Source organism: Pseudonocardia nematodicida (assembly GCF_040105385.1).
GTDB lineage: Bacteria > Actinomycetota > Actinomycetes > Mycobacteriales > Pseudonocardiaceae > Pseudonocardia > Pseudonocardia nematodicida.
This window is the reverse complement of record NZ_JBEDNQ010000007.1, coordinates 1-26176: the sequence shown is the minus strand read 5'-3', so window position 1 is coordinate 26176 and position 26176 is coordinate 1. Positions and strand designations below refer to the sequence as shown.

Here is a 26176-nt window from a genome sequence, read left to right as displayed (position 1 = left end):
CCGCCCCCGCGCCGTCCGGCCCGCACGACGTGCCCGGAGTCCCCGGCCTGCCGGCGGGCGACCCCGCCCCGCTGGACGACGCGGTCCCCCAGCACGTCGAACGGGTCCTCGCCGGGTACCTGGACCGGCGCCGCACCGACGTCCTGGGCATCGACCCGAAGGTCGCGCGCGCGGTGGACGCCCTGGCCGGGTTCGTCCTCGGTGGGGGCAAGCGCCTGCGCCCCACGTTCGCCTGGTGGGGCTGGCGCGGGGCCGGCGGCGACCCGCACGGCGAGGACGCCCAGGGGGTCCTCACCGCGATCGCGTCGCTGGAGCTGATCCAGGCCTGCGCGCTGGTGCACGACGACCTGATGGACGCCTCCTCGACCCGCCGCGGCCGGCCGACCGTGCACGTCGAGTTCGCCCGTGAGCACGCGGCCGGCGGCTGGTCCGGCCCGCCCGCGCGGTTCGGCGCGGCCGTCGCGATCCTGGTCGGGGACCTCGCCCAGGTGTGGGCCGACGACATGTTCCACTCCGCGGCGCTGCCCGAGGGCGCGCACCGGCGGGCGGCCGAGCCGTGGCGGGCGATGCGCACAGAGGTGCTGTCCGGCCAGTACCTGGACGTGCTCGCGCAGGCCTCCGGCGACACCGCCGAGGAGACCGCGCTGACCATCGACCGGTTCAAGACGGCGGCCTACACCGTCGAGCGCCCGCTGCACCTGGGCGCGGCCGTCGCCGGGGCGGACCCGCAGCTCGTCGGCGCCTACCGCCGTTACGGCGCGGACATCGGCGTCGCCTTCCAGCTGCGGGACGACCTGCTGGGCGTGTTCGGTGACCCGCGGGTCACCGGCAAGCCGGCCGGGGACGACCTGCGCGAGGGCAAGCGCACCCTGCTGATCGCGGCGGGCCTGCAGCGGGCCGAGCAGAACGGTGACCGGGCCGCGCACGAGGCGATCACCGGTGCGCTCGGTGATCCCGAGATGGCCGGGCCGGCCCTGGAACGGGTCCGGTCGGTGCTGTCCGAGCTCGGCGCGGTGCACGCGGTGGAACAGCGGATCGCCGCGCTCACCGGCTCCGCGCTGGACGCCCTGGACGCCGCCCCGGTCGCCGAGCCGGGCCGGGCGCGGCTGTTCGAGCTGGCCGAGCGCGCCACCCGGCGGGCCTGGTGAGCAGGGGCGTCGAGGGGGCCACCGACCACGTCGTCGTCGTCGGCGCCGGGCTCGCGGGGCTGTCCACCGCGCTGCACCTGCTCGGTGCCGGCCGCCGGGTCACGATCGTCGAGCGGGAGACCTTCCCCGGCGGCCGGGCCGGGCGGGACGAGGTGACCGACGAGCACGGCCGCTACCTGGTCGACACCGGCCCGACCGTGCTGACGATGCCGGAGCTGCTGGACTCGGCCTTCGCCGCGGTCGGCGAGACGACCGCGGACCGGCTCGACCTGGTGCGGCTGGATCCGGCCTACCGGGCCGAGTTCGCCGACGGCTCGGCGATCGCCGTGCACACCGACGCCGCGGCGATGGAACACGAGATCCGCGAGACCTGCGGACCGGCCTCCGCGCAGGGCTACCGGGACCTGCGCCGCTGGCTCACGGAGCTGTACCGGGCCGAGATGGGCTCGTTCATCGACGCCCAGATGGACTCGCCGTTCTCACTGCTCGGCCCGGACCTCGTCCGGCTGGCCGCGCTCGGCGGGTTCGGCAGGCTCGGCAGGCGGATCGACCGCTTCCTGCCCGACGAGCGGCTGCGGCGGATCTTCTCGTTCCAGGCGCTCTACGCCGGCGTCGCGCCGCAGCAGGCACTCGGCGCCTACGGCGTGATCGCCTACATGGACACGATCGCGGGGGTGTACTTCCCGCGCGGCGGGATGCGGATGCTGGGCACCGCGCTCGCCGGCGCGGCCGCGGACGCCGGCGCCGAGATCCACTACGGCCGCGAGGTCGTCGGGCTGGACCGCTCCGGAGACCGGGTGACCGCGGTCCGGCACCGGGACGCGACCGGCACCGCTTCCGCAGACGGAGAACACGGCACCGCGTGCGACGCCGTCGTGCTGACCCCCGAGCTCCCGGCGGCCTACGCGCTGCTCGGCGGACCGCCGCGGCGGCCGGTGGGCCTGCGCTGGTCGCCGAGCGCGTTCGTCGTGCACGCCGGGATGCCCGCTCCCGCGCCGGACACGGCCCGGCAGCACCACACGATCTCGTTCGGCGCCGCCTGGGAGAGCACCTTCTCCGAGATCATCGACGACGGCCGCCTGATGAGCGACCCGTCGCTGCTGGTCACCCGCCCGGGGCTGACCGATCCCGAGCTGGCGCCCGGCGGGCGCGAGGTGCTCAGCGTGCTCGCGCCCTGCCCGAACACCGCGGTGGCGGCGATCGACTGGCCGCGGGTCGGCCCGGCGTACGCCGACGAGCTGTTCGGGGTGCTCGCCGACCGCGGTCTGGTCGACGCCGGTGCCGAGCCGAGCTGGACGCGGACCTGGACACCGCAGGACTGGGCGCGGGCCGGGATGGCGGCCGGGACGCCGTTCTCGGCGTCGCACACGCTCGCCCAGACCGGCCCGTTCCGGCCCCGGAACCTGGTGCGCGGGGTCGCCAACGCGGTGCTAGCCGGGTGCGGCACGACGCCGGGGGTGGGCATCCCGCCGGTGCTCGTCTCCGGCCGGCTGGCGGCCGAGCGGATCACCGGGCCGGGGCGGATCGCCCACGCCCCGGGGGTGCTGAGTGGGTAGCGCTCAGAACGCGCCCGCGTAGGCGTTGAGCGCCGGCTGCCCGCCAAGATGGGCGTAGAGGACGGTCGAGGCCGGCCCGATCTCGCCCGAGCGGACCAGGTCGATCAGCCCGGCCATCGACTTCCCCTCGTAGACCGGGTCGATGATCATGCCTTCCAGCTCGCCGGTCAGCCGGATCGCGTCCACGGTGGACCGCACGGGGATGCCGTACACGTCCCCGGCCCAGCCCTCGAGCACCGTGATCTCGTCCGCGCGCAGCTCGCGGTCCAGGCCGATCAGCGACCCGGTGTGCCGGGCGATCCGCTCGACCTGGTCGCGGGTCTTCCCGATCGTCGCCGAGGCGTCGATGCCGATCACCCGGCGCGGCCGGTCCTGCTCGGCGAACCCGGCGATCATGCCCGCCTGCGTGGAGCCGGTGACGGTGCACACGACGATCGTGTCGAAGAAGACGCCCAGCTCCCTCTCCTGCTGCGCGACCTCCCGGGCCCAGTTCGCGAACCCGAGCCCGCCCAACCGGTGCTCGGAGGCACCCGCCGGGATCCCGTAGGGCGTCCCGCCGGCGGCACGCACCTCCTCCAGCGCCCGCTCCCAGGAGTCCCGGATGCCGATGTCGAACCCGGCCGGGTCCAGCCGGACGTCCGCACCCATGATCCGCGACAGCAGGATGTTGCCGACCTTGTCGTTGACCGCGTCCGGCCAGTCGACCCACTTCTCCTGCACCAGCCGGGCCTTCAGGCCGAGCTTCGCCGCGACCGCCGCGACCTGGCGGGTGTGGTTGGACTGGTAGCCGCCGATCGAGACGAGCGTGTCGGCGCCGGCCGCCAGCGCGTCCGGGACGATGTACTCGAGTTTGCGGGTCTTGTTGCCGCCGTAGGCCAGCCCGGAGTTGCAGTCCTCCCGCTTGGCCCAGATCGACGCCCCGCCCAGGTGGGCGGTCAGCCGGTCGAGCGGGTGCACCGGGCTCGGGCCGAACAGCAGCGGGTGGCGCGCGAAGTCGTCCAGTGACACGTCTTTCTCCTGGTCTACTCGGGTTTCAGGGACGCGGCTGGTCAGGGACGCAGCGTCAGCCAGTTGTCCCGGTTGGCCCGGGCGGCGCCGTCGGCGTCGCCGTCCCGCGCGAGCTCGACGATCCGGGCGTGCTGCGCGACCGACGACCGGCCGGTGAGCGAGGAGAACCGGACGCGTTCCATCCGCCGCAGCAGCGGCGTGACGTCGTCGAGCACGCTCGTGACCCGCCGGTTGCCGCAGCGGCGGACGAGCACGCCGTGGAACGCGTCGTCGGCGGCGATCGCCGCGTCGATCTCGCCCGCGGTCAGTGCCGCGGCGAACCCGTCGTTGGCCGCGACCATCGCGTCGAGGTCCGCCGGGGCCAGCACGGGCACGGCCTCGCGGGCCGCGAGCTCGTGCATCGCGGCCGCCACCGCCTGGGCCTCGACCGTGGCGCGCACGTCGAGCGCGCTCACCGTGGTCGAGCTGCCGGGGCGGACGGTGACGAGCCCGATCTGTTCCAGCCGGGCGACCGCCTCGCGCACCGGGGTGCGGGAGACGCCGAGCCACTCGCAGATCTCGGCGTCGTTGAGCCGCTCCCCCGGCTCGAGGGTGCCGTCCACGATCGCCGTGCGCAGCGTCCGGAAGGCCTGGTCGCGCAGCAGGGTGCGGTCGGTTCCGGCAGCGCCCGACGGGATCGGCATGCGACGTACTGTATGCGATATTTCGGATGTGGCAAGCTCTCGCGAAGTCAGGGCCGGGAGGGCCGCACCGACCTGCCCGTGGGACGATCCACCGCACGATGAGCGCCCAGCCCTCGCCCCCCATCCCCCGTCCGGACGCGCCCGCTCCGGTGACACCGGCGGCCGGCACCCCGTCCGATCGGCGTACCGGCGACCGCGCCGGCTCCCGCCTCGCCGGGCTCGCCGGGCGACTCGGCCACCCGCCGCGGCGCACCCTGCTGCTCGGACTGGCCGGCACGGTGCTGATGCTGATCGGCGCCCCGGGCGGTGGCGGGATCCCGGTGCGGGACCCGATCCTCGGGAACTCCGCACTGTCGTTCTGGCGGTACGGCCACGGCGCGCTGCTCGCCACGATCGTGATCTACGCCGGGCTCGTCCTGATGGTGTGGGCCTGGGTGCGGCTGGGACGCGACGTCCTGGCCCGGCGGACCGGCGGACGCGCGGTGCTGACGACCGCGGCGGTCTGGATGATCCCGATGCTGGTGACGCCGCCGCTGTTCACCCGGGACCCGTACAGCTACCTGGCCCAGGGTGCGCTGCCGCTGGCCGGGTTCGACCCGTACGTCTACGGCCCGGACGAGATGGGCGGCGTCCTCACCGACAACGTGCACTTCTTCTGGCAGGACACGCCGGCGCCCTACGGCCCGCTGTTCATCCTGATGGCCCAGGGCATCGTGCTGCTGACCGGGCACAGCGTGATCGCCGGTGTGATCGCGATGCGGCTGATGCTGCTGACCGGGCTGATCCTGCTCGTCGCGGTGCTGCCCGCGCTGACCCGCCGGCTGGGCGGGCGGCCCGCGGTGGCGCTGTGGATCGCCGTCGCGAACCCGGTGATGGTCGTGCACATGGTCGGCGGGGTGCACAACGACCTGCTCGTCGTCGGGCTGCTGCCGGCCGCGGCGCTGCTGGCGCTGCGCCGACGCTTCCTCTGGGCGATCGTCGTCGCCAGCCTGGCGATGGCGATCAAGGCCTCGGCGGGCCTGATCCTGCCGTTCCTGGTGCTGGTGTGGGCGGCGACGCTGACCGGCTCGTTCTGGCGCCGGCTGGTCCGGGCCGGGGCGCCGTCGGTGGCGATGTTCGTCGCGGTGTTCGGTGCCTGCACCTGGGTGACCGGGTTCGGGCTGGGCTGGCTGCCCGCGCTCAGCGCGCCCTCGATGATCATGAACTGGCTCTCGGTGTCCACCGGCGCCGGGCAGGCCCTGTACAGCGTGCTCGGGATGTTCGTCGACGGGCTGAACCCGCTGGCGTTCATCGACGTGGCGCGCGCGATCGGGGCGGGCGTCCTCGCGATCCTGCTGGTCGCGCTGTGGTGGCGGGCCAGGGAGGGCGGCACCGTCGCGATCCGCAACGCCGCGATCGGGCTGGCGCTGGCCGCCGTCCTGGCTCCCACGACGCTGCCGTGGTACCTGAGCTGGGGGCTCTGCCTGCTGGCGATGACGGCCTGGAGCACCCGCGGCCTGCAGTGGGTGATCGCCGGGTCGGTCTGGCTGATGATCGTCTACTACCCGACCGGGGAGACGGCGCTCTACGACTGGCCGTTCCTGGCGCTGTGCGCCGCGGCCGCCGTGCTCGCCGCGGTCTCGCTGCTGCGGCACGATCCGCTGGGTCTGGCAGGTGACGGTGCCCGGCGCGGGGCGTCCCCGGTGGCCGGCGGTGCCGCGCCGGCCGGTTCCGGCGGCGCTCCGGCCACGCCGGACGATCTCGCCGACCACCCGCTCCCGACCGGGGCCCCCGGCCGTGCGCCCGCCGGCGGCTGACCGGGCCGAGCGCGTCGAGCTCGACGCGGCCGGGCTGACCGATCCGGGGCTGCGCGCCGCCTACGCCGCGTGCCGGGCTCTGCATGCCGAGCACGGCCGGACCTACTTCCTGGCCACCCGGCTGCTGCCGCCCGACCGGCGGGTGGACATCCACGCGCTCTACGGCTTCGCCCGGCACGCCGACGAGATCGTCGACGACCCCGACGGCGCCGGCGGCGGGGACCCGCACACCCGTCTGGACGCGCTCGACGCCGAGCTGGCGGCCGCGCTCGGCGGTGCGCAGCTGCCGGGCAGCCGGCCCGAGGTCGTGGCCGTCGCCGAGACCGCGCGACGCCGGGACCTCGACCCGCAGCTGTTCCGCGACTTCATGGTCTCGATGCGGATGGACCTGACCGTCACCGACTACCCGACCGACGACGACCTGGCCGTCTACGTCCACGGCTCGGCGGCGGTGATCGGGCTGCAGACCCTGCCGGTGCTGGGCACTGTGGCCCCGCGCGCCGAGGCCGAGCCGCACGCCGCGCTGCTGGGGGTCGCGTTCCAGCTCACGAACTTCCTGCGCGACGTCGGCGAGGACCTCGACCGCGGCCGGGTCTACCTGCCCGCCGACGAGCTCGCCGCCTTCGGTGTCGACCGCTCCCTGCTGGCCTGGTCCCGCCGGACCGGCCGGGCCGACCCCCGGATCCGGCGGGCGCTGGCGCACCTGGTCGCCCGGACCCGGGCCACCTACCGCCGTGCCGATCCGGGCATCCCGATGCTGGAGCCGGTGTCACGGGCCTGCGTCGGTGCCGCTCGGACGCTGTACTCGGAGATCCTCGACCGGATCGCCGACGCGGACTACGACGTGCTGGGCCGCCGGGTCGCGGTCCCGAACCGCCGGCGCGCCGCGGTGGCGCTCCCCGGCCTCGCCCGGGCGCTCGCCGTCCGCGGCGGCCAGCTCGCCCACGCCCGCGCCGGCCGGCGCCGGCGCTGACCCCGCCCGAGGCCGACTCATGACGCTTCAGTTCGGTATGGCCGAACTGAAGCGTCATGAGTCGGAGATTCTGGTGGCCGTGCGCCGGACGATCAGCGGTCAGAACGCCATCGCCTGGGCGCGGCGCTTGACCTCCTTCTGCCGGCCCGCCCGGAGGGCGCCGATCGGCGAGCCGGGCAGCGACTCGTCGTCGGTGAACAGCCAGCGCAGGATGTCGCGGTCGTCGTACCCGCCGTCGCGCATCACCATGATCGTGCCGGACAGGCCGCGGACGACGTCGCCGTCGACGAGGAACGCGGCGGGGACCACGACCTCGCCGTCGTGCCGCAGCGACAACAGCTGGCCGTCCCGGACCAGCTGGTGGACGCGGGACGTGGGGACCGACAGACGGGCGGCGGCCTCGGAGACGGGAAGCGTCTCCTCGGTGACGGCCGCGGGGAGGGACTCGCTCACAGCGGGACACTGTTCCACACACCACTCCGCCCGCCCACACAGCGCGCCGATGCCCGTTCCCCGCGGTGTTCCGCTCCCCGGGTACCGCCCCGCGGCGCGGACCGCGGACGCGGAGCGGCTACCGCCGGTGCCGGGACGACTGCGGCGTGCAACGCCGGGTCCGGTGCGCGTGCGCGGGCAGCCCCCACCCGGACAGCCGGGACGATGCGCTCAGTAGCCTCCATGGCGTGAGCGCACCGTCCGGACCGGCCGAACCCGGCACGCCGGGTGGGGCCGTCGGGGCCCCGGCCGATGACGGCACCGTGCTGCTCGACGGCCGCTACCTGGTCGGGCCGGTGCTGGCCCGCGGCGGGATGTCGACCGTCTACCACGGCACCGACACCCGCCTCGAGCGCGCCGTCGCGATCAAGGTGATGGACCCGCGGATGGCCGGCGACCACGCGTTCCGCACCCGCTTCGACCGGGAGGCGCGACTCGCGGCCCGGATCGACCACCCGGCCGTCGTCGCCGTGTTCGACCGCGGGACGACGCCGGGCGGGCCGCTCGGCGAGCCCAGCCTGTTCGTCGTCATGGAGCTGGTGGACGGCGGCACCCTGCGCGACGTGCTGCGCGTGCACGGCGCGCTCGGGCTGCCCGCGGCGGTCGGGGTCCTCGAGCCGGTGCTCGCCGGGCTGGCCCGCGCGCACCGGCAGGGCATGGTGCACCGCGACGTCAAGCCGGAGAACGTGCTGATCGCGTCCTCGGGCAGTGTGAAGGTCGCCGACTTCGGCCTGCTCACCGCAGCCGCCGAGGCCGGGGTCAGCCACGCCGGAATGATCCTCGGCACGATGGCCTACCTCTCCCCCGAGCAGGTCGTCAGCGGACGCGCCGACGGGCGCAGCGACGTCTACGCCGCCGGTGTCGTGCTCTACGAGATGCTCACCGGCGTCCCGCCCTACACCGCCGACAACCCGTTGTCGGTGGCCTACCGGCACGTCAACGAGGACGTGCCGCCGCCGTCGGCGACGGTCCCGGGCCTGCCGCCCGCCGTCGACGCGCTCGTCGCGCGGGCCACCGCCCGGGACCCGGAGCACCGGCCGGCGCACGCCGAGGCGTTCCGCCGGGAGCTGCTCGACGTCGCCGGCCGCCTCGGCCTGCCCCGGGCTCCGGTCCCGCACCCGCCGGCCGCCGACGACGCCGCGACCATGCCGGCCGGCCCGCACCAGATGCGTCCGGCGCCGGCCGGGCCGTCCGGGACCCGCGCGCAGGGCCGCCCCTCCGGGCCGTCGCACGCGGCGGGCGCGCACGGGACGGCCCTCGCCCCGGCCCGGGACGACGGGTCGCCGCGGCGCCGGACGAGCCGCCGCGGCCTGGCGCTCTGGCTGGTCCTGCTCGTGCTGCTCGCCTCGCTCGCCGGGACCGGGGCGTGGTGGATGCTCGCCGGACGCTGGACGACGATGCCCGAGGTCACCGGCCTGGACCGGGAGCGGGCGACCGCACTGATCACCGAGTACGACCTCACGCCGTCGGTCACCGAACGCGCCGACGACGACGTCGCCGCGGACGTCGTCGCCGAGATCGACCCGGCCCCCGAGACCCGCGTGCTGCGCGGCTCCACCGTCACCCTGGTCGTGTCCACCGGCCGCCCCGCGGTGCCCGAGGTACCGGCCGGCAGCGCCGTCGCGACCGCCGAGGAGGCCGTGCGCGAGGCCGGCCTGACCCCGGTGCAGTCGACGGCGGCCCAGGAGTACAGCGACGAGGTGCCCGAGGGCGCGGTGCTGCGTACCGACCCGGAGGCCGGGACACTGCTGCCCGGGGGCTCCGCGGTGACGCTGGTGACCAGCCTCGGCCCGGAACCGGCCCCAGAGCCGCAGCCGCCGGCGGAGGTCGCGGTGCCGTTCGTGATCGGGATGAGTGCGGCGGAGGCGGTGGCGGCCCTGCAGGCGCAGGGATTCGCCGTCCAGGTGAGCCAGAGCTTCCCGTTCGGCCGCCAGGACGGCAGCGTGATCGCCCAGGATCCGGCGGCCGGCGAGGTCGTCGAGCCGGGCGCCACGATCACCCTGACCGTGCTCTGAGCCCCGGCGAGCCCTGCTCAGCTCACGAACCACCAGACCAGCACCGCGAGCGCGCCGACCGCGAACGCCGCCGCACGGCGGATCGCGGTGCGGCTCCGGTTCCGCTCGGCGTCCAGGTGGTCGGTGCGGGCGGACGTGGTCAGGGTCAGCGGCTGGTCCGGCCCGCCGGCGACCCGCACCCCGTCGGCGACGCACCGCGCCTCGCCGATCACGGTGATCCGCTCCCCCGGCTCGAGCCGCCACTCGGTGAGCTCGTAGCCCTCGGTCCGGTTGCCGAGGCGTACCGGGCCGAGCGCGATGCCCTCGTCCGGGTCCGGTCCCTCGTCCCGCTGCTCGGCGACGGGCAGCTCCACCCGCGCGTCGGCCGGGTCGACGGTCACGACGGCACCGTCCCCGGAGCGCAGCTCGAACCTGCCGCCGCCCCGCCGGTCCGACACCACCTCGTTCTCGGTCCGCCCCTTGTCCCCCCGGAAACGGCGGATGCGGCGCACCCGGAACCACAGGCAGTCGGCGCCGCTGAGCGGCGCGGGGCGCAGGTCGCCCTCGCCGGCCGGCTCCACGGTGCCCTGCAGCGTCACGACCCGGCGGAACGAGCCGGCGCCGAGTTCCGCGGACGCGGCCCCGGCCATCGCGACGAGCTCACCGATCCCGGTCTCGGTGGCGCCGAGGCCCCGGGTCCACGCGGCGTGCGCGGCCCGGGCCTCGGTGAACGCCTGGTAGGCGAAGTACCCGAGGATCCCGGCCAGCCCCAGCAGCACGAGCTGCGACGTCGTCATGACCGGGAACCCTAGCCGGGCGAATCGGACACGAGGTCCGTAGATCTACCCGCGAGACCTACCCGCGCAGCATCTCCGCGACCAGGAAGGCGAGCTCCAGGCTCTGCTGGGTGTTCAGCCGCGGGTCGCAGGCCGTCTCGTAGCGCCCGGCCAGGTCGGTGTCGGAGATCCGCTGCGCCCCGCCCAGGCACTCGGTGACGTCCTCACCGGTGACCTCGACGTGGATGCCGCCCGGGTGCGTGCCCAGCGCCCGGTGCACCTCGAAGAAGCCCTGCACCTCGTCGACGATCCGGTCGAAGTGCCGGGTCTTGTACCCGGTGGAGGACTCGTGGGTGTTGCCGTGCATCGGGTCGCACTGCCAGATGACCTTGTGCCCGGTCGCGGTGACCTTCTCCACGATGGCCGGCAGCACGTCGCGAACCTTGTCGTTGCCCATCCGGGAGATCAGCGACAGCCGGCCGGGACGGTGGTGCGGGTCGAGCCGCTCGACGTACTCCACGGCCTGGTCCGGCGTGGTCGTCGGGCCGATCTTCATGCCGATCGGGTTGACGAGCAGCTCGGCGAACGCGACGTGCGCGCCGTCGAGCTGGCGGGTCCGCTCCCCGATCCAGAGGAAGTGCGTGGACAGGTCGTAGAGCTTCGGCGACTCGCCTCCGCTCTGGTCGCGCTCGAGGTCCAGCCGGAGCATCGCGCGCTCGTAGTCGAGCAGCAGCGCCTCGTGGCTGGCGTAGAACTCGACCTGGTGCAGGTTGTGGTCGCGCACCCCGCAGGCGTCCATGAACCGGACCGCGCGGTCGATCTCGGCGGCCACCGCTTCGTACCGCACCCCGGCGGCGGAGGTCCGCACGAAGTCCTTGTTCCAGTCGTGCACCTTGGTCAGGTCCGCCATGCCGGTCGCGGTCAGCCCGCGCACCAGGTTCATCGCGGCCGACGCGTTCGCGTAGGCGCGGATCATCCGCGACGGGTCCGGCGTCCGGGCGGTGAGGTCCGGGGTGATCGCGTTGACGATGTCCCCGCGGTAGGACGGCAGCCCGGCCGCGTCGGTCGCGGAGCTGCGCGGCTTCGCGTACTGGCCGGCGATCCGGCCGACCTTGACCACCGGCAGCGACGCGCCGTAGGTCAGCACGACGGCCATCTGCAGCAGCGTGCGGATGGTGGCCCGGATGTGCGGCTCGGTGTTGTCCACGAAGGTCTCGGCGCAGTCCCCGCCCTGCAGCAGGAACGCCTCGCCGTTCGCGACGTCGGCCAGCCGCTGCTGCAGCCGGTCCACCTCCGGGGGCAGCACCACCGGCGGTACGGACTCGAGCACCGTCCGTACGTGCCCGACCTGAGCCGGGTCGGGCCACTCCGGCTGCTGGGCAGCCGGGCGGGACAGGGCGTCGTCCAGACCCGAGCGCAGGTCCGCGGGCAGCGGAGGCAGCACCGGGAGGACGTCGATCGGGGCGTCGACGGACCAGTTCACGCGTCCCAGACTAGGCCGGTGCGCTCGGTGCCCGCTGCGCGGCCCCCTCGCCGAGTGTCTGCGAGATCACTTCCCAGCGCTGCAGGTTGTGCCGCGCATCGGCAAGCGCGTCGTGTGCCTCCCGCGGCGGCGGGGGCAGCGTCGGCCGCCCGGCGTCCTCCCACCGCTGGCGCAGCTCCCGGGTGAACCGGGGCAGCGCGCGCGGCAGAGCGGGCATCGCGCCCCAGAGCTGGCACAGCGCGACGTGGTCGTAGGCGGCGATCCAGGCCCACAGCTCCACGTCCCCGGGCGCCGAGGTGCAGAACTCCAGCAGCTCGTCGCGGATCCGGGCCCGGGACATCCACGCCCTGTCGGCCGGCGACGGCAGCTTGGGCAGCACGTTCGCGCGCACCCACTTCCCCGCCCGGTCCGGGTCGAACTCGGTGGACACGGCGTAGAACTCGCGGCCGTCCTCGCCGACGACGCCGATCGACACCAGGTCGATCGTGGTGCCGTCCTCGATGAACTCGCAGTCGTAGAAGAAGCGCATGGTCCGCTCTGGGTCGTCGAAGCTCTGGGTACCGGACGCGCTCAGCTGGCGCGGGAGTCGGGCAGGTCGACGTCCGGGCGCTGCGCCGCCGGCCGGGACGGCGCCGGCGGCGGGACGCCGGCCGCGGCCTTCTCCTTCACCGACGCCGCGTACAGGTCGACGTAGGTCTGGCCGGACAGCTCCATCAGGTTGTACATGATCTCGTCGGTCATCGACCGCTCGATGAACCGGTCCCCGGCCATGCCCTCGTAGCGGGCGAAGTCCATCGGCTCGCCGATCCGGATCCGCACCTTGCGCGGCCGCCACATCTTCGAGCCGATCGGGTTGACCTTGTCGGTGCCGACCATCGCGACCGGGATCACCGGGACGCCGGCCTCGAGTGCCATCCGGGCGACGCCGGTCTTGCCCTTGTAGAGCTTGCCGTCGGGCGACCGGGTGCCCTCGGGGTAGATGCCGAGCAGCTTGTTCTCGCCGAGCAGCCGCACGGCGGTGTCCATCGCGGCACGGGCCGCGGAACCACCCGAGCGGTCGACCGGGACCTGCCCGACGCCGGTGAAGAACTGCTTCTTGAACCAGCCCCGCACGCCCGGCTCGGTGAAGTACTCGCGCTTGGCGAGGAACGTCACCCGGCGGGGCAGCATGAGCGGCAGGAAGAACGAGTCGGCGACGGCGAGGTGGTTGCTCGCGAGGATCGCGCCACCCCGCTCCGGCACGTTCTCGGCACCGGAGATGACGGGTCGGCAGAACAGCCGCATCAGCGGACCGAGCAGCACGAACTTGGACCACCAGTACAGCACCCTGCGCTGCCTCCCTACCGACTTCGCCGGTCAGCCTACGGACGGTCCCCTGGTCCTCACAACGGGGTCGCCGATCACCCACCGTGGCCGGCCGTACCGGCTCCGGCTCACCGGCGTACACCACCCGCGACGGTCGTGTCAGGATGTCGGTACAGGTGCCGGCCCCGGGCCGGTCGAGGATCGGGGTCGGCAGAGCCTTCGAAGGACGGACATGGACCCAGCACGCGGCCGGCGCTCCGGGCCGGACGACGACGACTTCGAGTCCATCGTGTCGGGCTGGCGCAGCGAGGGGTCGGTGCCGGACTGGCCCGACGCGCGCGAGGCCCGGGACGCCCGGGATGCCTCGGAACCGGCGCCCCCGACCGTGCAGCCCGGGGAGCGCCCGGTGCACCGGCCGGGTCCCGAGGCCGTGGACGACGAGGACCACTACCACCCGCCCGAGCCGCCGCCGCTGCCCCGGCCGGGGCCGCCCGCGGTCGTCGGCGGCGGGTTGATCGCGTTCGGCCTTCTGCTGTGCATCGCACCGGGCGTGATCGGCGTCGGCGGCGTGTGGCCGCTGCCGCTCGGGCTGGTCCTGATGGCGGCCGGGCTGGGCTGGCTGGTGCTGCGGCTGTGGAGCTCCGACCCGGACGACGACCGCCCCGACCCCGACGACGACGGCTCCCGTCTCTAGGTGCCCGCCTCCCGGGCCAGCACGGCCGCGCCGACCACCGCCGCGCCGGCGCCGAGCTGGGCGGTGCGGATCCGGGCCAGCGGGCGGTGCCCGGCGCCGGTGGCGACCCGGGCGTAGTGCTCGCGGGCGGCGTCGAGGAACAGCGGCGCCGAGGCCGACACCCCGCCGCCGACCACCACCAGGTCCGGGTCGAACAGGTCGGCGATCAGCGAGAGCCCCTCCCCCAGCCAGGTACCGAGGTCGCGCACCGCGGCCCGGGCGATCGGATCGCCCTCCCGGGCCGCGTCCGCCACCCGCTTGCCGGTGATGCTCCCGGGATCGGCCGCGGCGCGGCGGGCCAGCGCCGACGGGCCCGGCGCATCCGCCGCGGAGATCATCTCGAGCGCGGTGGTGGCCAGCGCGGTGCCGCTGCAGTAGCGCTCCCAGCATCCGCGCTTGCCGCAGGCGCAGGCCCGCCCGCCGGGGACCACCCGCAGGTGCCCGAACTCCGGGGCGACGCCGTGCGCGCCGCGGAAGAGCTCGCCGTCGTGGAGCAGGGCGCCGCCGATCCCGGTACCGAGCGCGACGAGCACCGCGCTCGAGGCCCCCGCCGCCGCGCCGTAGCGCCGCTCGGCCAGCGCCGCGGAGTTCGCGTCGTGCTCGACGACGACCGGCAGCCCGCCGAGCCGGTCGCCGATCCGCGCCGCGACCGGCGCGTCCCGCCAGGACAGGTGCGGGGCGTAGCGGACGAGCCCGCGCGGGGCGTCGACGAACCCGGCCAGCGCGAGACCGACCGCGCGGACCGGGTACCGGCCGCGCAGCTCGTCGACGACGCCGGCGATCGCGGCCTCGAGCGCGTCGTCGGTGCGCGGGGTCGGTGCGGACGCGGTGTCCCGCACGACCCCGTCGGCGTCCACCACGCCGGCACGCACGCTGGTGCCGCCGACGTCCACCCCGACGGTGAGCACGGCAGAGCCGACGGCCCACCCGCCCTTCACCTGCGGTGCACCGGGATCCGCTGGACCGACCGGCCGTGGTGCGGGCGGTGACCGTTCGCCGCCGGACGCCCGGCGGGCGTCGTGCCGGGCGCGGACGCCGGCCGCTCCGGGGATCCGTCCGGCCCGGCCCGGCCGTCCGCCGCCTCGTCCAGCGCGGCGAGCAGCACCGCCAGCAGGCCGTAGGCGTGCTCGGCCAGCGCCGCCGCGAGCTCGGAGCGCTCGCCGCGCAGCACCGCGACCAGCGCGCAGACCGGGCACGCGGTACATGCCCCGGGCCCGTCCGGCGGGGCCCCGTCCCCGGCCGCCGGATCCGCGGACAGCGCCGCCAGCGCCGTCCGCGCCCGCTCCAGCAGGGCCGCGGCGGTGGCGCGCAGCTCGTCCGGGATCCCCTCATGAGCACCGTGCGGCCCGTGCGCGCCGCCGCAACCGGTCACGAGGTCATCCAGGAGCCCGGGTCGGGCCGGAAGCTGACGACGAGCCGGGCCTCGGAGCCGCTGCCCTCCAGCCGCGCGCCGACCGCCTCGCAGCGGCGCAGCACCGACGGCAGTGCCACCACCCGGCGGCTGAACCCGATGCCGACGACCATGTCGTCGCCGACCCGGGCCAGGTCCAGCGGGGCGTCCTGGGCGCCGGGCAGCGCGACGTCCAGTTCGAACTCGGTGTCGTGCGAGACACCCTGCCCGGCGGTGCGGCGCATCTCCATCAGCGGCCGAACCGGGGCGGCGCCGTCGGTCCCGGCCGGGTCGGTGTCACCGTAGATCGACCGGGCGAGCGCGCGCAGCGCCTTCACCCCGGTCGGCTCGGCCGCGGTGTAGCGCACCGCCGTCACCGGGACCCCGGCGCCGATCTGGTCGAGCTCGCCGAGCACCGCCTGCTGCTCGTCGGACCGCTCGCGCAGCCAGCGCGCCGCGGGCCCGCGCAACGAGGGCGGTGGCCCCGGCATGACCCGGTTCGCCAGCAGCGCGTCCACCCGGAGCTCGTGCAGGGCCAGCGCGGTCAGCGTGCGCCGGGTCTCCGCGGCGACGACCCGCTCGGGGGTGAGCACCAGCCGGATCGAGGTGCGGGAGCGGTCGGCGAGCATCGCGCGCAGGCCGGCCAGCTGCTCGGCGAGCACGCCGAGCGCGTCCACGGTGCGGTCCCAGCCCGCGCCGTCGCCCTTGACCCCGGCGAGGTTCGCGACCAGGCCGCGCACGGCCCGGCGGTGCGCGGGGAACAACCGTTCCACGTAGCCCGACAGCGCCTCGGGCAGGGTCAGCAGCCGCAGCGTCTCGGCGGTCGGACCACAGTCGACGACGACGACGTCGTACTCACCGGAGTCCGCGAGCCGCTGGACCTCGACCAGCGCCAGCAGGTCCTCGACCCCGGGCAGGACGGTCAGCTCGTCGGCGACGAGCTCGTCCACACCGGCACCGGCCAGCATGGTCCGCAGGTGCTCCTGCAGCTCGCCCCAGGCGCCCTCGAGCAGGGTGCGGGCGTCGACGTGCGCGGCGGACAGGTTCTCGGCGACCTCGACCGGGTCCGGGCCCAGGTCGGCATCCAGCGCGTCGCCGAGCGAGTGGGCCGGGTCGGTGGACACCACCAGCGCCCGGCGGCCGGATCCGGCGAGCAGCGCGGCGGTCGCCGCGGCCAGGGTGGTCTTGCCGACCCCGCCCTTGCCGGTGAAGAGCACGACGCGCACGACGCGGAGCCTAACGATCGCGCTCCGGTGTCCTCCGGCGGACCCGGTGTCGCCTCTCAGCCCTGCTCGACGCGCCGCTTCAGTCCCTTGAGGGCGGCGTCGATGATGACCTTCTCCGCCTTGCGCCGGAGCATCCCGATCATCGGGAAGTTGACCTCCACCGAGAGCCGGTAGGTGACGACGGTGCCGTCCCCGTCGGGAACCAGGTCGTAGGAGCCGTCCTGGGCCTTCTGGATGCCGCCCTTGACCAGCGTCCAGGACACCGAGCGGTCGTCGGCGGCCCAGTCGTAGTCGAGCGTGTAGGTGTCCTTGATCGCGCCGGCGTTCATCGAGAACTTCACCTGCCGCGCCCGCTCGCCCGTGCCGGGGTCGATGATCTCGACGTCGGTGATCTGGTCGGTCCACTCCGGATAGGACCCGAAGTCCGCGATCACCGCCATGACCCGGTCCGGGGGTGCGTCGATGTGCAGCGAGGAGGTCGTGGCGTCGGCCATGGCGGGCAGGCTATCGCCCTGCCTACAGGTGCAGCACGTACGGCCGCTCCGACGCGCGGAAGTGCCCGGCGTTGACGCACTCGGTACGGCCGAGGCGGGCCCGCCGGGCCAGCGGCTGGTGGACGTGCCCGAACAGCGCGTGCGACGGCTGCTCGGCGCGGATCCGGCCGGTCAGCTCCCGGCTGGCGAGCTCCCGGCGGCGGGTCACGACGTCGTAGGTCAGCACCGGCACGTCCGGCGGGGCGTGCGTGCAGAGCACGTCGGCCGGTCCGAGCGCGTCGAGCCGGGCGGTCCAGTCCGCCGCGGACAGGAAGTACGGCTGCCACGGCCCGTCCCGGTGCGGGTCGACGCCGCCCGGCAGCGGGACCCCGCCGAGGAACCCGATCCGGACGCCGCCGATCCCGATCACCCGGCCGTCCGCGGCGACGACGCCGTCGGTCTCCGGCCAGGCGGCCGGCATGTCGACGTTGCCGGGGATCGCCCAGACCGGCACGTCCAGCGTGGACAGCACGCCGAACAGCTCGGCATAGGACTCCGCGACGGCCTCGGTGACGGCGGCGGCCGGGTCGGCGAACCGGGCCCAGGACCGGTCGAGCAGGCCCAGCATCTGCGCCCGCGGCGCGCCGATCCGGCGCAGCCGGCCGAACTCCGCGCTGACCTCGACGCCGAGCAGCCGGGCGATGATCCCGTTCTCCGGGTCCCGGTAGTCGATGAACTCGAGCAGGTCCCCGAGCACGATCAGCCCGTCGGCACCGTCCGCGGCGCGGGCCAGCGCGCGGGTGTTGCCGTGGACGTCCGAGACGACGTGCAGCCGCACCGGATCAGGCCCCCGGGTTCTCGACGACGACGGGCACGGCGGCCGGGGCCGTCGCGGCGGGCGGGCACCCCGGCGCCCGGCCGTCCTCCAGCCGCCGCTTGAGCGCGAAGGCGTGCGCCTTGAACGCGCGGTGCCTGCGGTCGCTCTCCGCCCGGCGCCGGCGGCCGCGGGAGCCGTCGTCGCCGGCCGGGTCGGCGCGCAGGAAGAAGTGCAGGACGGTGCCGTCGAGCACCTGCTCGCACCACACCTCCATGGTCCCGGTCAGCGCCCCGGTGACGGTCCAGCGGATCCCGGCCGGGCCGCGGTCGTGGGCGATCTGCGGGCGCAGGTCGGGCCAGTAGGACGCCCACCGCCGCGGGTCGGTGAACTCGGCCGCGACCCGCTCGCGGGGCACGGCCAGGAACGTCTCGTCGATCACGTCCACCACCGGCACGCCGATCAGCCTGCCACCCGCACGGGTGGTCCGCGGACGGCGGTACCGTCCTGCTCCGCGAGCACGCACACCCGGGCCGTTCCGCATCCGTTATGCCCGAATCGATGCACTCGCCCGCTACTACACGTTAGGTTCGGGTTCCGAGCACCCCGGCGCGGTCGCGCCGCCGGTGCTCCTGCCCTGTCGAGGCCGCCAGGAGGTCGATCCCCCGTGCGTGAGTTCAGCGTTCCCGCCACGGTGTCCGTGGACGCCGAGGAGTCGCTCTGCGACGCCCTGTTCGCCAACGCCGAGCAGCACCCCACGGACGTCCTGTTCCGCCGCAAGGTCGACGGGTCCTGGGTCGAGGTCACCGCGGCGGAGTTCGCCGAGCAGGTGACCCGGGTGGCCGCCGGGCTGATCGCCTCCGGCGTGGCCGCCGGTGACCGGGTCGCGCTGCTGTCGCGCACCCGCTACGAGTGGACCCTGTTCGACTACGCGATCCTCGCCGCCGGCGGGGTCACGGTGCCGATCTACGAGACGTCCGCGCCGGACCAGATCTCCTGGATCCTGTCCGACTCCGGCGCCGTCGGGATCGTGGTGGAGGCCGCCGAGCACTCCGCCTCGGTGGAGAAGGTCCAGGCCGACCTGCCGGAGCTGCGCACGGTCTGGCAGATCGACCCGAGCGCGGCGGCACCGGACGCGCCGTCCGCGATCGAGCAGCTGCGCGGTCTGGGCACGGACACCACGGACGAGGTGGTGCACGAACGCCGCCGCGCGGTGCGGGCCGACGACCTCTGCACGCTGATCTACACCTCGGGCACCACCGGCCGCCCCAAGGGCTGCGAGCTCACCCACCGGAACATGCTCAGCGAGGTCCGGACGATCTCCACGACGATCCCGGAGCTCTTCGCCCGCGGTGACTCGGTGCTGCTGTTCCTGCCGCTCGCGCACGTGTTCGGCAAGGCGATCCAGTGCGGCTGCCTCTACACCCGCACGATCGTCGGGCACTCCCCCGACGTGAAGAACCTGCTGCCCGACCTCGCGGAGTTCAAGCCGACCTTCCTGCTCGCCGTCCCGCGGGTGTTCGAGAAGGTCTACAACGGCGCGCGGCTGCGGGCGCACAACGACGGCAAGGGCAAGATCTTCGACGCCGCCGCCGAGACCGCGATCGCCTACTCGAAGGCCCTCGACGCGGGCGGCCCCGGCCTGGTGCTGAAGGCCAAGCACGCGCTGTTCGACAAGCTGGTCTACGGCAAGCTCCGCGCCGCCGTCGGCGGGAACGTCAAGGCCGCGGTCTCCGGGTCGGCGCCGCTGGGCGCGCGGCTCGGGCACTTCTTCCGCGGCATCGGTCTGCGGGTGCTGGAGGGCTACGGCCTGACCGAGACCACGGCCGGGATCACCCTCAACACCCTCGACGCCCAGCGGGTCGGCTCGGTCGGCCGCCCGGTGCCCGGCTGCGCGGCCCGGATCGCCTCCGACGGCGAGGTGCTGCTGCGCGGCGACATCGTCTTCCGTGGCTACTGGCACAACGAGGAGGCGACCCGCGAGGCCCTCGAGGCCGACGGCTGGTTCCACTCCGGCGACATCGGCGAGCTCGACGACGCCGGCTACCTCACGATCACCGGGCGGAAGAAGGAGATCATCGTCACCGCGGGCGGGAAGAACGTCGCCCCGGCGCCGCTCGAGGACCGGCTGCGGGCACACCCGCTGGTCGGGCAGTGCATCGTGATCGGCGACCAGAAGCCCTACATCTCGGCGCTGGTCACGATCGACCCCGAGGCGCTGCCGGGCTGGCGCGAGCGCAACGGCAAGCCCGCCGGCGACGGCGGCTCGGCGGCCGACCTGGTCGAGGACGAGGACCTGCGCTCCGAGATCGCCACGGCGGTCGAGGAGGCGAACCAGGCGGTCTCGCGGGCCGAGCAGATCCGCAAGTTCCGGATCCTGCCCGCCGACTTCTCCGAGGCCGGCGGCGAGCTGACGCCGACGATGAAGGTGAAGCGCAAGGTCGTCCTGGAGTCCCACGGCGACGAGATCGAGGCGCTCTACTCGCAGGCGCCCGCCGGCAAGGACTGATTCCGGCCCGCGGGCCCGGCCGGTGGCCGGTCCCCGTGCGGGGCCCGGTCGTCGCGGCGTTTGCGCGACCGGGCCTACCGGTCGGTGACCGGGTCCGCGGAGGGCGCCCGGCCGTCGAGGTGCGCGCGCAGCCGCGCGGCCGGGCCCGGGCCGCCCCACATCCGCTGCACCCGCGCCCGGCCGGCCCGGCCCATCGCCGCGGCCCGGCCGGGGTCGGCCAGCAGCCCGGCGGTCCGGTCGACGAGCGCGTCCACGTCCCGGCCCGGGACGACGTGGCCGGTCACCCCCTCCTCGACGGTCTCCGGCGCGCCGCCGGAGTCCCCGGCGACGACCGGGAGCCCGCACGCCGCCGCCTCCAGCAGCGCGATGCCCAGCCCCTCGACGTCCAGGCCACCCAGGTGGGTGCGGCAGGGTAGCGCGAACACGTCCCCCGCCGCGTGGTGTGCGGCGAGCTCGGCGGCGGCCACCCGGCCGGTGAACACGACGGCGTCGGACACCCCGTGCGCCGAGGCTCGTGCCCGGAGCCGCTCGGCGTACGGACCGCCACCGACGAGCAGCAGCCGGGTCCCCGGCACCCGGTCCCGGATCCGGGACAGCGCGGCGATCAGCACGTCCTGGCCCTTGCGCGGCATCAGCCGCGCCACGCACGTCACCACCGGCGCCTCCCCCAGCCGGTACCGGTCCCGGACCCGCGCGCGGGCCGCCGGGTCGGGCGCGAACCGGACGGTGTCGAGCGGCGGCGGCAGCGGCTCCAGGGCGGCGTCCGGGCCGCACGCGGCGGCGAGCCGGTCGCGGGTCCAGCGCGAGACGGTGGTGACGACGTCGGCGTCGTCGGCGATCCGGCGCAGCGCCCGGCGGGCCCCGGGCAGCATCGACCAGCCGACCTCGTGCCCGTGCGTGGTGGCGACCACCCGGGTGACACCGGCCCGTCGCCGCAGGTGCGGGCCGAGCAGGGCGAGCGGGGCGGCGGCGCCGAACCAGACCGTGCCGGCGCCGTGCGCGCGGGCGAGCGCGACCGCCCGGGACGCGACGGCCGGGACCGGCAGCATCGGCGACGTCGGGTGCCGGTGCACCCGGAACGGCTGGGCCGCGTCGAACTCCCCGGCGCCGGGCCAGGCCGGGGCGTAGACGGCGAGGTCTCCCGGTGGCAGCCCGCGGGCGAGGTCGTGCAGGTAGCTCTGGATCCCGCCCGGGCGGGGCGGGAAGTCGTTGGTCACCAGCAGGGTGCGGGCCACGGCGGCGACGGTAGCCGCGGCGGTGGGTCCGTGAGGAAGGGGCCGGACGGTGGCGCCGCACGCTCCGGGGGGATGCGTCGGGGTCGCGGGCCGCCGTCCGGCCACTCCGGGGAGCGGACGAACCGCGCTCCTCACCGGTCACCACCGCGATCCCGTCTGGGGTCGGGACGACGCGCTGGTCCGTACGGGTGGCCGGGGGACCGCCCGCACGCACAACCGGTGAGGAGGTCGTGCTGTTGGGGTGAACGAGTGACGCGGCGTCCGGTTACGGATCGGCAACGAAGGATGTTGCACGCAATCCCGTCTGCCCGAGCCCGCAGTTTCTGTCAGACCCCTCCCCTAACGTCCGCGGTGATCGAGGAGCTCCACCGAGGAGGCGTAATGATCATCGACTGCGACCGCTGCGATGTCCGTGGCGACGCGTGCGGCGACTGCGTGATCGGCGTGCTCATGGACACGCCGGAGATCGACCGTCCGATCCCCTACCTGCCGGTCGACCTGCCGGGAGAGGCGGGGCCGGCGATCGTCGGGCACGGGAACGGCGGACCGGCCGCCGCGCCGCTCGAGTTCGCCGAGCCGGAGCGCCGTGCGCTGGAGGTGCTGGCCGACCAGGGCCTGATCCCCCGGCTGCGGCTCGTCGAGCGCGCCCGGCCGGGTGCCGCGGGTCCGGAGGGGGCGACGATGCTCCCGATGCCCGTGGTCCCGCACCGGCACGCGCGGCACCGCGACGCGGGCTGAGCCGGCTCCGGAGGCGTTCCGGTCCCGCCCGGCCGCACCGGTCTCGTCCGGGCAGCCGCGGATCAGCCGCGCAGGCGCTGCAGCAGCACCGCCGACGGCACGGTGTGCGCGCCCCGGCGGCGGACCGAGCGGACGATCTCCTGGTCCGCGGTGGCGACCAGGAGCGGGCGTCCCCGCGGCTCCGCGGCCACCAGGTCGCGGACGACGTCGTCGGCGATCACCCCCGGATCGCTGAACAGCACGCGCACGCCGCGGCTGCCCCGGGTCGGCGCGGCGGTGACGGCCGCGCCGTCGAACACCACGGTGATCTCCGCGCCGGTGCGGGCGGCGAGCGCGCCGAGCTGGGTGACCAGGCGGGTGCGCTGGTCGGCCAGGGTCAGCTCGGGGTAGCCGGTCTTGCTGACGTTGTAGCCGTCGACGATGAGGTGCACCGACGCCAGGCCGAGGAGCGTGTCGAGGGCGGCGAGGCCGTCGACCGGGATGCCGGCCCGTCCGGTGGCGTGGCCCGCGGCGCCGCCGACGCTCCCGGCGACGAGGTCGGCCGGCCGTGGGCCGCCCGATCCGACGTCGAGCTCGCGGCGCAGCCCCGCGATCGCCCCGCCGACGGTGTCGAGCAGCAGCTCCAGGCGCACCTCGTCACCGCGCCGGGCCTCGCGTGCGGCCTGGCGGGCCGCGGCGACCTCGCGGGCGGCCGACTCCGCCCGGCGGTGTTCACGGTCGGCCCGGGCCCGCTCGTCCTCGGCCTCGGCGCGCACCGCGGCGAGCCGGTCGTCGGCGCCGGCACGGAGCCGCGCCACCTCCTCCTCGAGTGCGGTGCGCGCATCGACGGCGGTGCGCAACTTCGCGCCCTGCTCGCTGACCCGGCGCCGCATCTGCTGGTACCCGGTGTCCCGGTCCACCGCGGACGCGCGGGACTCCTCGCGCATCTCCGCCAGCTCGGCCCGGACCCGTTCCAGCTCCGCGGTGACCTTGTCGACCTTGGCGAGCGCCTCGTCGCGTTCGGCCCGGAGCGCGGACAGGTCGCCGGACTGCTCGGCGTCGGCGACCCGGCGGGCGGCCAGCGGATCCCCGGTGAGCAGCGCGACGGCCGCCGCATCCAGCTTGTCGACCGGGGCCGGGACGATGCCGTCGCCGGGGGCGGCGTGATCGGTTCGGGGGTGCTCGTCCCCGGCGCGACCGGGATCGGGCCCGGGGTCGGGATCGGGTCCGGGGTCGGGGTCGGGGTCGGGGTGATCGGGATCGCCACCCGCGCCACGGTCGGCGTCGACGCCCCCCGGTACGGCGGCGCTCGCGGGGGGCAGCTCCAGCTCGCCGGGACGGTGCTCGCCCCACCATGCGACCACCGCGGCCCGGAACGCCGCGTCCGACTCCAGCCGGCCGACCAGCGCGGGAGCACCCAGCCGGGACCGCTTCGCCGGGGTAAACTTGGCGAGGCGGCGCAGCGGCGCCGGCACGTCGCCGGGCGCCATACCGCCGAGCGCGGCACCGGCGATCTCGGCCAGCCGGGCCTTCAGCGGACCGGGCAACGCCGTCCAGGCGACCCCGGCGCCGGTACCGGACCCGCCCGGTCCACCCGTGTGCTGGTCGACGTCCGCCGCCGATGCTCCCGAGCCCGGACACGGCGGGACGCCGGAGCCCTCGGGCCCCCGGTCGTCTCCGCCTGTGCGTGGCATCGGACAAGGCTATCCCCGACCGTCTCGGTACGCCGACGTCCGCACCGCCGGGCACGGGCCCGGCCGGGCGATGATCGACACACACCACCCGTCCGGGTGCGGCCGCGTCCCGCTGCCCCGACCGGCCGGTGCGGACAAGTACCACCCGGCTGCCGCGGCACCCGCCCACCCGGGCGACGCCACTCCTCCGCTCCGGCAGCCGATCGAACATACTGTCGGACCCCACCGCTACCGTGCCGTGCGTGACCCCCCGCTCCCCCGCACCCCGGTCGCCGCAGCTCGCCCTCGACGAGCTCGGCACGCCGCTGCGCGAGGTCTCGTTCGTCGTCCTGGACCTGGAGACCACCGGCGGCAGCCACCAGCGGGACGCGATCACCGAGGTCGGCGCCGTCAAGGTGCGCGGCGGCGAGCGACTCGGCGAGCTGGCGACGCTGGTCGACCCGGGTGTCCGGGTTCCGGCCGACGTCACCCGGCTGACCGGCATCACGAACGCCATGCTGGGCGGCGCCCCGCCGATCGGGGCGGTCCTGCCCTCGGTCCTCGACTTCCTGTCCGGTGCGGTCCTGGTCGCGCACAACGCACCGTTCGACAGCGGGTTCCTCCGGGCGGCCTGCGCGCGGTCCGAGCGCGCATGGCCCGCGCCGCCGGTGCTCTGCACCGCCCGGCTGGCCCGTGCCGTGCTGCCCCGGACCGAGTGCCCGAGCATGCGGCTCGGCGCGCTGGCGGCGCACTTCGGGTGCACCACCACACCCGACCACCGGGCGCTCACCGACGCCCGGGCGACCGTCGAGGTCCTGCACCACCTGCTGGAGCGCGTCGGGAACCTGGGGATCCAGAGCCTGGAGGAGCTGCTGCAGCTGGTGAAGGACCGGGCCCCGCACCGCCCGACCGCCACCCAGCGCCGCCGCAGGCACCTGGCGAACGACGTGCCGTCCGCACCCGGGGTCTACCTGTTCCGGGACGCGAACGGCGAGGTGCTCTACGCGGGTACCAGCGGCGACCTGCAGCGCCGCGTCCGCTCCTACTTCACCGCCGGGGAGCGCCGCCGCCGGGTGCGGGACATGCTGGCGCAGGCCGAGCGGGTGGACACGGTCGTCTGCGCGCACGCGCTCGAGGCCTCGGTGCGGGAGCTGCGGCTGATCGCCGCGCACCGTCCCCGGTACAACCGGCGCTCCCGCAACCCGGGCCGGGCCTGGTGGGTGGCGCCGACGGACGAGGCGTTCCCGCGGCTCTCGGTGGTCGCCACCCCGCGCGACGGTGCGCTCGGCCCGTTCGGTTCGCAGCGCGCCGCGTCCGAGGTCCTCGACGCCGCGCTGGAGGCGGTGCCGCTGCGCCGCTGCACCGTCCGGATCCCCCGCCGCGCACCGTCGGCGACCCCCTGCGCGTTGCACGAGCTCGGCCGGTGCGCCGCCCCGTGCGCCGGTCTCCAGCAGGTCGAGGAGTACGCACCGGCCGTCGGCGCCTGGCAGGACCTGGTCGACGGACGGGACGACACACCGCTGCGTGCGCTCGCCGCCGACGTCGAGGCACGTGCCGCCGACGGTCGCTACGAGGCCGCCGCGCGCCTGCGCGACCGGCTCGCCGCGCTGGCGTCGGGGGTCGACCGGGCCGGGACGCTGGCCGGGCTCGCCGCCCTGGAGGAGGTCGTCGGCGCGCGGCCGGACGGGCGTGGCGGGTGGGAGCTCGCCGTCGTGCGGTACGGCCGGCTCGCGGCCGCCGGGAACGCACCGCGCGGGGTGCGGCCGATGCCGGTGGTGGAGGCACTGCGCGAGGGCGCGCAGACCGTGCTCCCCGATCCCGGCCCGCTGCGCGGCGCCCCGGCCGAGGAGGTGCGGCTGCTCTACCGCTGGCTCACCGGCGGCGGCACCCGGCTGGTCCACAGCACACCGGAGTGGGCCGAGCCCGCACACGGCGGCGGGGCATGGCGGAACTGGGCCGAGCAGGCCCGGCAGGCCGCACAGCGCACCGGCGACCACGCCCCCGACGAACCCCGCTGAGCCGGAACCTCGTCCACCCCACTCACCACATCGGCCCCGCGTACCCCATCCGGGCCCGGACTCATGACGCTCTAGTCCGGTCATACCGAACCAAAGCGTCATGAGTCGGGCGATGGGGCGGGGCGGGGGGGGCGATGGGGCGGCGGGGGCGGGGGCGGGACGGTGGGACGGGGC

Annotated in this window: 24 protein-coding genes; 9 read left to right on the top strand and 15 right to left on the bottom strand. The window is 75.6% G+C overall.

Annotation, left to right across the window (positions count from 1 at the left end):
* Positions 1–29 precede the first annotated feature (29 nt).
* Both WIS52_RS17355 and crtI read left to right on the top strand, forming a co-directional pair.
* A complete protein-coding gene (locus WIS52_RS17355; RefSeq protein WP_379610467.1) occupies positions 30–1148 on the top strand; it encodes a polyprenyl synthetase family protein in 1119 nt (372 codons plus the stop codon).
* Positions 1142–2704 (top strand): phytoene desaturase family protein, encoded by a 1563-nt coding sequence (gene crtI, locus WIS52_RS17350; RefSeq protein WP_349299627.1) that lies wholly within the window; start codon positions 1142–1144, stop codon positions 2702–2704. The genes WIS52_RS17355 and crtI overlap by 7 nt, the downstream gene beginning before the upstream one ends.
* Positions 2705–2707: 3 nt before the next feature.
* Here crtI and WIS52_RS17345 read toward each other — a convergent pair whose 3' ends face one another.
* The gene (locus WIS52_RS17345) at positions 2708–3712 is read right to left on the bottom strand and encodes a 1-aminocyclopropane-1-carboxylate deaminase (RefSeq protein WP_349299316.1); all 1005 of its coding nucleotides are present in this window, start codon (positions 3710–3712) and stop codon (positions 2708–2710) included.
* Positions 3713–3753: 41 nt separating this feature from the next.
* Positions 3754–4395, bottom strand: coding sequence for a GntR family transcriptional regulator (locus tag WIS52_RS17340; protein WP_349299315.1), 642 nt, complete (start codon positions 4393–4395; stop codon positions 3754–3756).
* A 98-nt stretch (positions 4396–4493) separates the two neighbouring features.
* Here WIS52_RS17340 and mptB point away from each other — a divergent pair, with 98 nt between their 5' ends.
* Together mptB and WIS52_RS17330 are read left to right on the top strand one after the other, a co-directional pair.
* On the top strand, positions 4494–6191 hold the full coding sequence (gene mptB / locus WIS52_RS17335; protein ID WP_349299314.1) for a polyprenol phosphomannose-dependent alpha 1,6 mannosyltransferase MptB: 1698 nt from the start codon (positions 4494–4496) through the stop codon (positions 6189–6191).
* The gene (locus WIS52_RS17330; RefSeq protein ID WP_349299313.1) at positions 6172–7164 is read left to right on the top strand and encodes a phytoene/squalene synthase family protein; all 993 of its coding nucleotides are present in this window, start codon (positions 6172–6174) and stop codon (positions 7162–7164) included. Before mptB ends, WIS52_RS17330 begins: the two co-directional genes overlap by 20 nt.
* Before the next feature lie 99 nt (positions 7165–7263).
* Here WIS52_RS17330 and WIS52_RS17325 read toward each other — a convergent pair whose 3' ends face one another.
* Positions 7264–7617 carry an Rv2175c family DNA-binding protein gene (locus tag WIS52_RS17325; protein ID WP_349299312.1) on the bottom strand — a complete coding sequence of 118 codons (354 nt, stop codon included), beginning with the start codon at positions 7615–7617 and terminating at the stop codon, positions 7264–7266.
* A gap of 227 nt (positions 7618–7844) precedes the next feature.
* Between WIS52_RS17325 and pknB the strand changes: the two genes are divergently transcribed.
* Positions 7845–9671, top strand: a complete 1827-nt coding sequence (pknB, locus tag WIS52_RS17320) for a Stk1 family PASTA domain-containing Ser/Thr kinase (protein WP_349299311.1) — start codon at positions 7845–7847, stop codon at positions 9669–9671.
* A 17-nt stretch (positions 9672–9688) separates the two neighbouring features.
* Here the strand turns inward: pknB and WIS52_RS17315 are convergent, their stop codons facing one another.
* The 4 genes from WIS52_RS17315 to WIS52_RS17300 are packed head-to-tail and all read right to left on the bottom strand — an operon-like array spanning position 9689 to position 13235.
* The gene (locus WIS52_RS17315; protein ID WP_349299310.1) at positions 9689–10447 is read right to left on the bottom strand and encodes a GIDE domain-containing protein; all 759 of its coding nucleotides are present in this window, start codon (positions 10445–10447) and stop codon (positions 9689–9691) included.
* 58 nt (positions 10448–10505) lie between these two features.
* Positions 10506–11909 carry a class II 3-deoxy-7-phosphoheptulonate synthase gene (locus WIS52_RS17310; RefSeq protein ID WP_349299309.1) on the bottom strand — a complete coding sequence of 468 codons (1404 nt, stop codon included), beginning with the start codon at positions 11907–11909 and terminating at the stop codon, positions 10506–10508.
* 10 nt (positions 11910–11919) lie between these two features.
* The gene (locus WIS52_RS17305; RefSeq protein ID WP_349299308.1) at positions 11920–12438 is read right to left on the bottom strand and encodes a polyadenylate-specific 3'-exoribonuclease AS; all 519 of its coding nucleotides are present in this window, start codon (positions 12436–12438) and stop codon (positions 11920–11922) included.
* 41 nt (positions 12439–12479) lie between these two features.
* On the bottom strand, positions 12480–13235 hold the full coding sequence (locus WIS52_RS17300) for a lysophospholipid acyltransferase family protein (protein ID WP_349299307.1): 756 nt from the start codon (positions 13233–13235) through the stop codon (positions 12480–12482).
* Between the two features lie 211 nt (positions 13236–13446).
* Here WIS52_RS17300 and WIS52_RS17295 point away from each other — a divergent pair, with 211 nt between their 5' ends.
* Positions 13447–13908, top strand: a complete 462-nt coding sequence (locus WIS52_RS17295; RefSeq protein WP_349299306.1) for a hypothetical protein — start codon at positions 13447–13449, stop codon at positions 13906–13908.
* Here WIS52_RS17295 and WIS52_RS17290 read toward each other — a convergent pair.
* Genes WIS52_RS17290 through WIS52_RS17265 form a run of 6 tightly spaced genes read right to left on the bottom strand, consistent with a single transcriptional unit; the run spans position 13905 to position 18307 of the window.
* On the bottom strand, positions 13905–14855 hold the full coding sequence (locus WIS52_RS17290; protein WP_349299626.1) for an ROK family protein: 951 nt from the start codon (positions 14853–14855) through the stop codon (positions 13905–13907). The genes WIS52_RS17295 and WIS52_RS17290 overlap by 4 nt on opposite strands.
* 26 nt (positions 14856–14881) lie before the next feature.
* The gene (locus WIS52_RS17285) at positions 14882–15319 is read right to left on the bottom strand and encodes a hypothetical protein (RefSeq protein ID WP_349299305.1); all 438 of its coding nucleotides are present in this window, start codon (positions 15317–15319) and stop codon (positions 14882–14884) included.
* Complete coding sequence (locus tag WIS52_RS17280; RefSeq protein WP_349299304.1) at positions 15316–16563, bottom strand: ArsA family ATPase; 1248 nt, start codon at positions 16561–16563, stop codon at positions 15316–15318. Before WIS52_RS17280 ends, WIS52_RS17285 begins: the two co-directional genes overlap by 4 nt.
* Before the next feature lie 56 nt (positions 16564–16619).
* A complete protein-coding gene (locus WIS52_RS17275) occupies positions 16620–17057 on the bottom strand; it encodes an SRPBCC family protein (protein ID WP_349299303.1) in 438 nt (145 codons plus the stop codon).
* Between the two features lie 22 nt (positions 17058–17079).
* Positions 17080–17874 carry a metallophosphoesterase family protein gene (locus WIS52_RS17270; RefSeq protein WP_349299302.1) on the bottom strand — a complete coding sequence of 265 codons (795 nt, stop codon included), beginning with the start codon at positions 17872–17874 and terminating at the stop codon, positions 17080–17082.
* A gap of 4 nt (positions 17875–17878) precedes the next feature.
* Positions 17879–18307 carry a polyketide cyclase / dehydrase and lipid transport gene (locus WIS52_RS17265; protein ID WP_349299301.1) on the bottom strand — a complete coding sequence of 143 codons (429 nt, stop codon included), beginning with the start codon at positions 18305–18307 and terminating at the stop codon, positions 17879–17881.
* Positions 18308–18517: 210 nt separating this feature from the next.
* Between WIS52_RS17265 and WIS52_RS17260 the strand changes: the two genes are divergently transcribed.
* The gene (locus WIS52_RS17260) at positions 18518–20359 is read left to right on the top strand and encodes an AMP-dependent synthetase/ligase (RefSeq protein WP_349299300.1); all 1842 of its coding nucleotides are present in this window, start codon (positions 18518–18520) and stop codon (positions 20357–20359) included.
* A gap of 74 nt (positions 20360–20433) precedes the next feature.
* Here the strand turns inward: WIS52_RS17260 and WIS52_RS17255 are convergent, their stop codons facing one another.
* Entirely contained in the window at positions 20434–21594 is a 1161-nt protein-coding gene (locus WIS52_RS17255; RefSeq protein ID WP_349299299.1) for a glycosyltransferase family 4 protein, read from the bottom strand.
* Positions 21595–21975: 381 nt separating this feature from the next.
* Here WIS52_RS17255 and WIS52_RS17250 point away from each other — a divergent pair, with 381 nt between their 5' ends.
* Entirely contained in the window at positions 21976–22332 is a 357-nt protein-coding gene (locus WIS52_RS17250) for a hypothetical protein (protein ID WP_349299298.1), read from the top strand.
* A gap of 62 nt (positions 22333–22394) precedes the next feature.
* On the opposite strand, the gene WIS52_RS17245 is transcribed toward WIS52_RS17250, so the two are convergent.
* Positions 22395–24005, bottom strand: a complete 1611-nt coding sequence (locus tag WIS52_RS17245; protein ID WP_349299297.1) for an NYN domain-containing protein — start codon at positions 24003–24005, stop codon at positions 22395–22397.
* 242 nt (positions 24006–24247) lie between these two features.
* On the opposite strand from WIS52_RS17245, the gene WIS52_RS17240 reads away from it, so the two are divergent.
* Positions 24248–26002 (top strand): DEDD exonuclease domain-containing protein, encoded by a 1755-nt coding sequence (locus tag WIS52_RS17240; protein ID WP_349299296.1) that lies wholly within the window; start codon positions 24248–24250, stop codon positions 26000–26002.
* Positions 26003–26176: the final 174 nt, after the last annotated feature.